Source organism: Anaerotignum lactatifermentans (assembly GCF_016902535.1).
Classification (GTDB): Bacteria; Bacillota; Clostridia; order Lachnospirales; family Anaerotignaceae; genus Anaerotignum; species Anaerotignum lactatifermentans_A.
This window is the reverse complement of sequence record NZ_JACSNY010000021.1, coordinates 21388-30039: the sequence shown is the minus strand read 5'-3', so window position 1 is coordinate 30039 and position 8652 is coordinate 21388. Positions and strand designations below refer to the sequence as shown.

General features: G+C 51.9%; 10 protein-coding genes. 3 read left to right on the top strand and 7 right to left on the bottom strand.

Annotated features, from left to right (window positions below; genetic code table 11):
• Positions 1–252 precede the first annotated feature (252 nt).
• The 3 genes from H9X84_RS11725 to H9X84_RS11715 all read right to left on the bottom strand — a co-directional run bounded on the left by H9X84_RS11725 (position 253) and on the right by H9X84_RS11715 (position 1739).
• Positions 253–423, bottom strand: coding sequence for a hypothetical protein (locus H9X84_RS11725; RefSeq protein WP_205134082.1), 171 nt, complete (start codon positions 421–423; stop codon positions 253–255).
• Positions 424–465: 42 nt separating this feature from the next.
• Positions 466–1200 (bottom strand): SIMPL domain-containing protein, encoded by a 735-nt coding sequence (locus H9X84_RS11720; RefSeq protein WP_205134083.1) that lies wholly within the window; start codon positions 1198–1200, stop codon positions 466–468.
• Positions 1201–1385: 185 nt separating this feature from the next.
• Positions 1386–1739 (bottom strand): arsenate reductase family protein, encoded by a 354-nt coding sequence (locus tag H9X84_RS11715; RefSeq protein ID WP_205134084.1) that lies wholly within the window; start codon positions 1737–1739, stop codon positions 1386–1388.
• A gap of 150 nt (positions 1740–1889) precedes the next feature.
• Here H9X84_RS11715 and H9X84_RS11710 point away from each other — a divergent pair, with 150 nt between their 5' ends.
• On the top strand, positions 1890–2843 hold the full coding sequence (locus H9X84_RS11710) for a 2-hydroxyacid dehydrogenase (RefSeq protein WP_205134085.1): 954 nt from the start codon (positions 1890–1892) through the stop codon (positions 2841–2843).
• Positions 2844–2953: 110 nt separating this feature from the next.
• Positions 2954–3757, top strand: coding sequence for a pyrroline-5-carboxylate reductase (proC, locus tag H9X84_RS11705; RefSeq protein ID WP_205134086.1), 804 nt, complete (start codon positions 2954–2956; stop codon positions 3755–3757).
• Between the two features lie 95 nt (positions 3758–3852).
• Here proC and H9X84_RS11700 read toward each other — a convergent pair whose 3' ends face one another.
• Both H9X84_RS11700 and H9X84_RS11695 read right to left on the bottom strand, forming a co-directional pair.
• Complete coding sequence (locus H9X84_RS11700) at positions 3853–4515, bottom strand: DL-endopeptidase inhibitor IseA family protein (RefSeq protein WP_205134087.1); 663 nt, start codon at positions 4513–4515, stop codon at positions 3853–3855.
• Between the two features lie 106 nt (positions 4516–4621).
• The gene (locus H9X84_RS11695; RefSeq protein ID WP_205134088.1) at positions 4622–5272 is read right to left on the bottom strand and encodes a Crp/Fnr family transcriptional regulator; all 651 of its coding nucleotides are present in this window, start codon (positions 5270–5272) and stop codon (positions 4622–4624) included.
• Between the two features lie 98 nt (positions 5273–5370).
• Between H9X84_RS11695 and H9X84_RS11690 the strand changes: the two genes are divergently transcribed.
• Positions 5371–6060 carry a 4Fe-4S binding protein gene (locus H9X84_RS11690; protein ID WP_205134089.1) on the top strand — a complete coding sequence of 230 codons (690 nt, stop codon included), beginning with the start codon at positions 5371–5373 and terminating at the stop codon, positions 6058–6060.
• 28 nt (positions 6061–6088) lie between these two features.
• Here H9X84_RS11690 and H9X84_RS11685 read toward each other — a convergent pair whose 3' ends face one another.
• Both H9X84_RS11685 and H9X84_RS11680 read right to left on the bottom strand, forming a co-directional pair.
• Positions 6089–7000 carry a DMT family transporter gene (locus H9X84_RS11685; RefSeq protein WP_205134090.1) on the bottom strand — a complete coding sequence of 304 codons (912 nt, stop codon included), beginning with the start codon at positions 6998–7000 and terminating at the stop codon, positions 6089–6091.
• Between the two features lie 128 nt (positions 7001–7128).
• Entirely contained in the window at positions 7129–8382 is a 1254-nt protein-coding gene (locus tag H9X84_RS11680; protein ID WP_205134091.1) for a dicarboxylate/amino acid:cation symporter, read from the bottom strand.
• Positions 8383–8652 lie beyond the last annotated feature (270 nt).

Genomic DNA, 8652 nt, shown 5'->3' with positions numbered 1-8652 from the left:
GGACGCAAAGTTTTGCTGAACGGCCTGTTCAAATCCCTCCTTCTCCGTCAAAGACATCAACGAAGAAGTTCCCTGGGGGCAGGACTTTGGCTTCGCCAAAGGTCCACGGGTGTCTTTTTTTTATTTATTAAAAAAGAACCCGAGCGCCGCGGCGCGGGATTCTCCGTCGACCGCTGCCAGTGGCAGGGGGAGGGAGACGGAGAATGCGAGAGGAATTCTTTTTTCCTGCGGAAAAAACCGCAAAACGCGCGTCTACTCGGCCTTCGCAGCGCAGCAGCGCAGGGTCAGGCCATCGTAAACGGACGCAAAGTTTTGCTGAATGGCCTGTTCAAATCCCTCCTTCTCCGTCAAAGACATCAACGAAGAAGTTCCCTGCGGGCAGGACTTTGTCTTCGCCAAAGGTCCACGGATGTCTTTTCCCATACAAAAAGCAGGTTCCTCTTTGTAGGAACCTGCTGTCTTCTCTTAGAATTGATATACCGCTGTAATATTGGCGCTGACCTCAATATCCTCATAGGAAATCTCCGTCTCGCCTCTGGCCGCAGTGCTGTCCATAGCCATGGCCTCTTCTGCTACGGCGTAATTCATTTGTTTATAAGTGGTGGAGCTGTTGCGGCTGTTCTCCGTCACGGAAAGAACCTGTCCCAGATTTCTGCCATAAGCCTGCGCAATGGCCTGAGCGGAGGACTGGGCCGTTTTTACGGCTTCCTGCAGCGCCTGATTATAATACTGTTCCGGTGTCTCCAGAGAGAAGGAAACGCCGTCTGTACCGGTTGCCCCTGCTTTCAGGGCCGCGTCAACGTATTTCCCGGCATTGTCCACGTCATTGGTGGAAACAGAAAGGGAGGTGTACGCCTCATAGCCGCTGAGTTTTCTTTCTCCGGTATTGTCGTCATAGCGGTAGGTGGCGTAAACGGAAACATAAGAGGTGGTCATATCCTCTTCCGCAACGCCAAGGGCTTTCATGGCGGTCCGGATACTGTCTACTTTTGTATTGACGTCTTTCTGTGCCTGTGCCGCGGTGGACGCTGTTTTTTCCACGGTTACATGGATCGTAGCCAGATCCGGCGCCACAGAAACGATACCCTGGCCGTTTACGGTGATGGTGCCGGGCTCCGCCGCCAAAGCGGTAACGCTCATGCCCAATACCATTACGGATGCCGCCGCCAGAGCGAGCATTTTTCTTTTCCAGTTCTTCATACTGCCAACCCCTTTCTGAAAAAAAACATAATATGGTTATGCTGTTGGACGAAGGGAAGAGGGGAAAAGTTTCCCTTTTCCGGAAAAAAATCAGAAAATGGCGTCTAAAATAGTCAGAAAGCCTTCCACGAGAAATTCCACAACGGCGGAAAGGAGGTTTTTCTTCTTTTCTTTTTTCCGTCTGCTCATTTCAGCCGTTCCCATTCCCCTTCTTTGAAGCCCACCAGAATGAAATCCTCTCCGATGATGAGGGGACGTTTCACCAACATACCGTTGGTGGACAGCAGCTCGTACTGCTCCTCGTCGCTCATCTGGGGCAGCTTGTCCTTTAACTGCATTTCCTTATAGAGCATACCGCTGGTATTGAAGAATTTCTTTAAGGGCAGTCCGCTGAGGGCGTGCCATGCCTGTAATTCCTCCTTGGTGGGGTTTTGCTCTACGATATGGCGGTCAGTAAAGTCCACACCTGCCGTTTCCAGCCATGCTTTGGCCTTTTTGCAGGTACTGCATTTGGGATATTCTAAAAATAAAACGGACATTTTTTCCACGCTCCTTGTTTTTTTCTTTAGTATATACGAAGGCGGAGGGGAAAGAAAGATTTTTTGCCAGAATGAAAAAAAGTTTATTGATTTTTGAAAAAAAGGGGGATACAATGAAATTAAATTCATACATAATGGGAGGTTAAGAGCATGAAAATTGTGATTTTAGAGCCTTTGGGCATTACAGACGAAAAACTGGCCATTGCTGCCCAGGCAGTGAAGGATGCCGGTCATGAACTGGTGGCTTACGCCACAAAAACAGAGGATCAGGACGAGCTGGCGGAACGCGGCAAGGATGCCGATGTTTTGATTATCGCCAACCAGCCTCTGCGCAAAAATGTATTGGAAAAATGCGAAAAAGCGAAATTCCTGTCTGTGGCCTTCACCGGTGTGGACCATATTGATGTGGATTACTGCAAGGAACGCGGCATTGCCGTTTCCAACGCGGCTGGCTACTCCACTAACGCCGTAGCGGAACTGGCCTTCGGTCTGGCGGTATCTGTACTGCGCAATATTCCTGCCTGTGATAAGGTATGCCGTGAGGAAGGCACAAAGGCTGGTCTGGTAGGCAGCGAGCTTTACGGCAAGACCTTTGGTGTCGTAGGCACCGGCGCCATTGGCTGCAAGGTAGCCAAGATCGCGCAGGCCTTTGGCTGTGATGTAGTGGCTTACAGCCGCAGCAAAAAGCCCGAAATGGAAGCCCTGGGCATCCCTTATCTGTCTCTGGAGGAACTGCTGGCAAAGAGCGACATTGTTTCCCTTCATGTGCCTCTCAATGACAAAACAAAGGGCCTCATTGGTGAAAAAGAAATCGGCCTGATGAAAGAAAACGCGATTCTGCTGAATACAGCAAGAGGCGGCGTTGTTGACAGCGCGGCTCTGGCAGCGGCACTTAACAGCGGCAAGATCGCCGGCGCCGGCATCGATGTATTCGAGATGGAGCCTCCCGTGCCCGCGGATCATCCTCTGATGACAGCAAAGCATACAGTGGTAACACCGCACGTTGCTTTCGCGTCTCATGAAGCACTGTTCACCAGAGCGCAGATCGTATTTGAGAATATCCTGAAATGGGAGAGCGGCAGCCAGCAGAACATCATCTGCTAATAGAAAAAATCCCCCTGGGGAGAGCCTGAAAAACAGGGCTCTCCCTTTTTTTTGCCATGGGAACGTGTTACAATGGGACAAAAGAAATGTCCATAAAAGGAGGGCTTTAGATGAAATATGGATTTATCGGCGCGGGGAATATGGTCAGCGCCATTGTCAAAGGAATGACGGCGGCAGGCTATGACGGAAGAGATATTTTTATTACCAGCAAAACGGTGACTTCCGCCTGGAAGCTGGCGGGCAGCTGCGGCGCCTGTGCCTGCGTTTCCTCTGCGGAGGTCATCGAAGCCGCGGATGTGGTGGTGCTGGGCGTAAAGCCTCATGTGCTGGCGGAGATCCTGCCGGGTCTGAAAGAGGATTTTGCCCAGAAGAAGCCGCTGGTGGTCTCCATAGCCGCCGGGAAAACACTGGAATATCTGGCGGGCTTTTTCCCGGAGGGGACGCCCATTGTCCGTGTGATGCCCAATATCAACGCCAAGATCGGCGCGTCTACTTCTGGGATCTGCGCCAACGCCTTTGTAACAGAGGAACAGCTGGAGGGCGTGAAAGAAGTATTTTCCACCATTGGCAGTGTGGCTGTGATCCCGGAGGAGCATTTCAGCATTTTCAGCGTCATTGGCGGAGCCTCTGTGGCCTTTGCCTATATCTATATGGACGCTTTGGCCAGAGCGGCACTGAAGGCGGGAATGCCCAAACAGCAGGCCCTGAAAATCACGGCGGAAACGGTGCTGGGCAGTGCCAAAATGGTATTGGAAAGCGGAGAAGCTCCCTGGCCGCTGGTAGATCAGGTCTGCTCTCCCGGCGGCACGACCATAGAAGGGGTAGCCGCTTTGCAGGAGCATGGCTTCGAGCATACGATTATGGCGGCCTTTGACGCGGTGCTGGAAAAAGACCGGCGTATCGGCAAAGCATAAGAAAAAACAGAATTTATCCCTAACGGAAAAACCCGCGGGTATCCTTTGTTTCGTAAGGATGCCCGCGGGTTTGTTTTCGCAAGGTATATTATTTTTTAGTAGAACAGATAGAAATTGTCAAACTTCCAGCTGCCGTCTTCCTGAATCAGATCAAACTGATATGTTTTTGTGGTATAATTTTCCGGGTCCTCCGGAGCGGTGTAGAAGATTTCCGCTTCGTTGGCTGTGTCCATTGTATAGTATACTGTGGAGGTAAAGAGGATCTCCTTGTCGGTCTGGCTGTCTACGGTCATGACATAGCCGGCGAAGAAGATGTTGGTGCCCCTGTTGCCGTCCAGGATATACAGATCGCCGTTGTCACCCTTGGCAAAGCGCAGATTGCTTTCTGTCATGATCTCCTCATCGATAAAGTCTTTGGTAAAGTACTGGTTCAGATAGCTGTAAAAGCTGTCATAATCGGAGAAACGGGAGTCATTTACCTTATAGTACACCAGACCGTCCTTTTCCAGAGTGTCGGAGGTGTCCATATCAAAGCCCGTCAGAGAGATCTGCTCATAAAGACCCTGAGCCTCCTGATACAGTGTTTGCAGATCCTTGTCCAGAGGGGGCAGGCTGCCATCCTGTTCATATTCGATATTGGAGCCGGGGGTAGTAACGGCTTCCTGTTCCTCAGCGGAGTCTGTCGTGGAAGAGCCGCAGCCAAAAAGCAGGACCGCTGTCATGGCGCAGGCCAAAAATAAACATAATTTCTTTTTCATATGAGTATGCTCCTTTCAAAATAATTGCATTATATGCATAGTATATCATGTTTTTCAGGGAAAGACAGGGGCAGTTTTGAAATATTACGCAAAATTTAAGAATTTTTTAGGTGAAAAGGCGAAAATGGTTTTTATGATAATCCAATAGCCCGTCTTTTTTCATGCGGCTCAGTTCCGCCGACATAGCGCTGCGTTCCACCGCCAGATAATCCGCCAGCTGCTGCCGGTTGAAGGGGATGGAAAACACGGCGCTGCCGCTTTTTTGCGCCTGGGAGGAAAGATAGGACAGCAGCTTTTCCCGGGTGGTGCGGCAGGTGATATGGGAGATCTTTCCCGTCAGGGTCAGATTCCGTTCGGCGAAGGACAGCAGGAACCGTTTCGCCAGTATGGCCAGGTAAGGGTCCTGGAGAGATTCCGGCGTCAGGATACGGTGCAGATGCAGATACAGTACGGTGGTATCCGCCGCCGCCTGTACGCTGACCTCCGCCTCCTTTTGCAGCAGGGCGTAGGTCTCCCCAAAGAGAAATCCCTCCGGGATCTGAGCCAGCAAAGCCCGGTTCCCCCAGAAGTCCTCCCGCAGGATATGGACCTCACCGGACAGCAGGAATCCGGCAGCCTCGATGGGGTCTCCTGTATGGAGCAGGTATTCCCCTTTGCGGTAGGATTTCTCCCCGGCGGACAGAAAGACCAGTATTTTTTCCAGCGCATCTTCCGGGATATTTCGGAAGAAAGGAAGTTTTGTAAGTCGTGAATACATGATATCCTCCGTTTGTTGTAAAAACAACATATTTTTTTCTTGCAGTATAGCATACTGGTACCAGAAAGACAAGACAAAACAAAAGGGAGTGGAGAACTATGATCAGACGGATCATTGAAATTGATAAAGAAAAATGCAACGGCTGCGGACTGTGCGCCAACGCCTGCCATGAAGGCGCCATCGGTATGGTAGACGGTAAGGCCACCCTGCTGCGGGACGATTACTGTGACGGTCTGGGAGACTGCCTGCCTGTTTGTCCCACAGGTGCCATCTCCTTTGTGGAGCGGGAGGCGGCGGCCTATGACGAAGCGGCGGTACAGGCCAATATGCAGAAAAAGGCGGCTCCCTGTGCCTGCCCTGGCAGCCAGAGCAGAAGCCTTTCTCCCGCGGCACAGAAGAAAGAAGAAAGCGGCTCTGTTTCCTCTCGCCTGCGGCAGTGGCCCGTACAGATCAAGCTGGCCCCCATCAAAGCCCCTTACTTTGACGGCGCGAAGCTGCTGATCGCGGCGGACTGTACCGCTTATGCCTATGGGGATTTCCACAGAAAGTTCATGGAGGGCAAGATCACATTGGTGGGCTGCCCCAAGCTGGATATGGTGGATTACAGCGAAAAGCTGACAGAGATCATTAAACAGAACGATATTCAGAGTGTTACGATTGTGCGTATGGAAGTGCCCTGCTGCGGCGGTATGGAGCTGGCGGCGAAAAAGGCGCTGCAGGCCAGCGGAAAATTTATTCCCTGGCAGGTAGTGACCATTTCCACCGACGGACGGATTCTGGCGGATTAACATAAAAAGACCTGAGGTTCATAGAATCTCAGGTCTTTTTGGATAGGGCCGGTCCGCGTTCGGATTTTTGGGCGGAGGGAAAAAAGAATATTACCATCCCCAAAAATATGATGACCATACCGCAGAACTGCTGGGGCAGAATGGTTTCGCGCAGAATAAAGTAAGCCAGAATACAGGTGCCGATGGGTTCGCCCAGAATACTCATGGTGACGGCGGAGGCGGGAACCCGGCGCAGCAGCAGATTGAATACAAATTGTCCGCCAATGGTGGAGATCACCGCCAGACCCCCAAAGGCCAGCCATGTTTGGCCGGAATAGCCGAAAAAGGGCTCCTTTTGCGCCAGACTGTACAGCAGCAGAAGCAGCGCGCTGAAAAAATAGCTCAATGAGGAGTAGGTAACAGCGGAAAGCTCTTTTCTGACGCGCTCCCCTACGAAGAAATACAGCGCGATGACACCGGCGGCCACAAAGGCAAGGAGATCTCCCCGCAGGCCGCTGCCGCTGATGCGGAAATCCCCGGAGCCGATGACGGCACTGCCGCACAGAGCAATTATACAGCCCAGCAGAGCTGTTTTTTTGATTCTTTTTTTGCTGAACAGCCGCTCAAAGGCCAGAGAAAACAGTGGCTGGAGACAGACAAGGACGGTGGAACTGGCAACGGAAGTATAGCGCAGGGACTCAAACCAGAGCATATAGTGCAGGGCCAGAAAAAGACCGGCCGCCAGAATACGCGCCCATTGTCCCGCTGGGATGGTTTTCAGTTCCGCCCGGCTGGGCCGGTGTAGCAGCAGTACGGGCGTCAGAACGGCCGCGGCCAGAAAAAGCCGGTAAAAGGCGGTAATAGAAGACGGCGCTTTGGCGATTCTGGCGAAAATGGCAGAGGTAGACAAAGCAAATACGCCTGTAAACAGGATCAGATAAGTTTTCAGATTGGAATACATAGGCACCTCCCGCACGATCATACATTATAGACCATTGTACGCCGAAAAAAACGCGGAAGCAAGAGACGACAGAAAAAAGAGGCCATTTCCCCGTTGTCAGGAAATGACCTTTTTTTAAGCAGATTGTTTTAAGCGGCCTTCGCTTTTCGCGCGCTGCGTTTCTCGTCCAGTTTGGAAACGATAACGGCACAGGAGGCGTCGCCTGTGATATTGACAACGGTACGGCCCATATCGAAAATACGGTCAAAGCCAACCACCAGACCGATCCCAGCCACAGGCAGACCTACGCTTTCCAGTACCATGGCCAGCATGACCAGACCGGCGCCGGGAACGCCTGCCGTACCGATGGAGGCCAGTGTCGCCGTCAGGATGATGGTGATGATCTGGCCCAGATTCAGGTCGACACCATAGCAGGCGGCGATAAATACGGCGCATACCCCCTGATAGATGGCGGTGCCGTCCATGTTGATGGTGCTGCCCAGAGGCAGTACGAAGCCGGCGACCTCCCGGCGGGCCCCCAGACGCTCCGAAGCCTCCAGCGTAAAGGGCAGTGTGCCCACGGAGGAAGCGGAGGAGAAGGCCATCATCATGGCGGGCATCATTTCCTTAAAGAATTTCAAAGGAGAGATGCCGGCAAAGGTGCGCACGGCAAAGGAATACACAATGGCCATATGAGCCAGATACCCGATGTAGGCCACCGCCAATACCATGAACAGATTGGTCAGCAGCATAGGTCCGTTTTCTGCCACAACGGGACAGATGAGGCAGGCCACACCAATGGGGGAAAGACGGATGATAAGATCCATAATCTTTAAGAATACCTCGTTGAAGCTCTCTACCGCCTGTCCCGCCATCTGGCCCTTTTCTCCCGCCAGCAGGATGCCGAAGCCCAGAAACAGGGCAATGACAATAACCTGCAGCATGGAGGCGTTTGCCAGAGGCTGGATGAAGTTAGAGGGGAAGATAGAAACGATGGTATCCATGATGCTCTGGCTCTCGGCGGGGGTATAAGCCGCATCGGAGGCGTCCAGCACCACAAAAAAGTCCTTGGCGAAGGAAGCCAGAAACAGCGCCAGTGTTACGGCAAAGGCGGTGGTACACATATAGTAAATGATGGTTTTGCCGCCAATGGCGCCTACCCGCTTGATGTCCTTCATGGAGATAACGCCCGCCGCGATGGAAAACATGACGATGGGCACAACAATGAATTTCAGCAGGTTCAGGAAAATAGTGCCAAAGGGCTGGATATAGCTTTTGGCAAAGTCCGCGCCGCTCATGCCAAGGGGCTGAAGGGTCATAAGGATCAATCCCGCGGCGATCCCCACTACCAGCCCCAGAAAGATCCAGAAGGCCAGCGGCATTTTTTTCTTAGTATCAGTCATGAAAACACTCCTTTAGTTCTATTTTTCATTTATGGAAACTTTTTTACCGGTAACTATTATATAGAGGATGGGCCGCTGTGACAAGTCTTTTCCCCAGAAAAACAGTAGGGATGTTTTTTTTGGGAAAAAACGACAGGAAAAAGAGGGATACATAAGGTATCCCTCTTTTTCCTGTTGCCCTATAATCTAAATATTTATTGGAGGTCGCATTTGGGAGGGTCGCCCGGAGTCCATGAGCTCCGGGCGACCTGGAAACCAAAATGCCTGCGG

Coding starts and splice junctions, on each gene's coding strand:
- H9X84_RS11695 (WP_205134088.1), bottom strand. CDS start 5,272: ATGTATTCACGACTTACAAAACTTCCTTTCTTCCGAAATATCCCGGAA.
- H9X84_RS11715 (WP_205134084.1), bottom strand. CDS start 1,739: ATGTCCGTTTTATTTTTAGAATATCCCAAATGCAGTACCTGCAAAAAG.
- H9X84_RS11700 (WP_205134087.1), bottom strand. CDS start 4,515: ATGAAAAAGAAATTATGTTTATTTTTGGCCTGCGCCATGACAGCGGTC.
- H9X84_RS11680 (WP_205134091.1), bottom strand. CDS start 8,382: ATGACTGATACTAAGAAAAAAATGCCGCTGGCCTTCTGGATCTTTCTG.
- H9X84_RS11690 (WP_205134089.1), top strand. CDS start 5,371: ATGATCAGACGGATCATTGAAATTGATAAAGAAAAATGCAACGGCTGC.
- H9X84_RS11720 (WP_205134083.1), bottom strand. CDS start 1,200: ATGAAGAACTGGAAAAGAAAAATGCTCGCTCTGGCGGCGGCATCCGTA.
- H9X84_RS11710 (WP_205134085.1), top strand. CDS start 1,890: ATGAAAATTGTGATTTTAGAGCCTTTGGGCATTACAGACGAAAAACTG.
- H9X84_RS11685 (WP_205134090.1), bottom strand. CDS start 7,000: ATGTATTCCAATCTGAAAACTTATCTGATCCTGTTTACAGGCGTATTT.
- proC (WP_205134086.1), top strand. CDS start 2,954: ATGAAATATGGATTTATCGGCGCGGGGAATATGGTCAGCGCCATTGTC.
- H9X84_RS11725 (WP_205134082.1), bottom strand. CDS start 423: ATGGGAAAAGACATCCGTGGACCTTTGGCGAAGACAAAGTCCTGCCCG.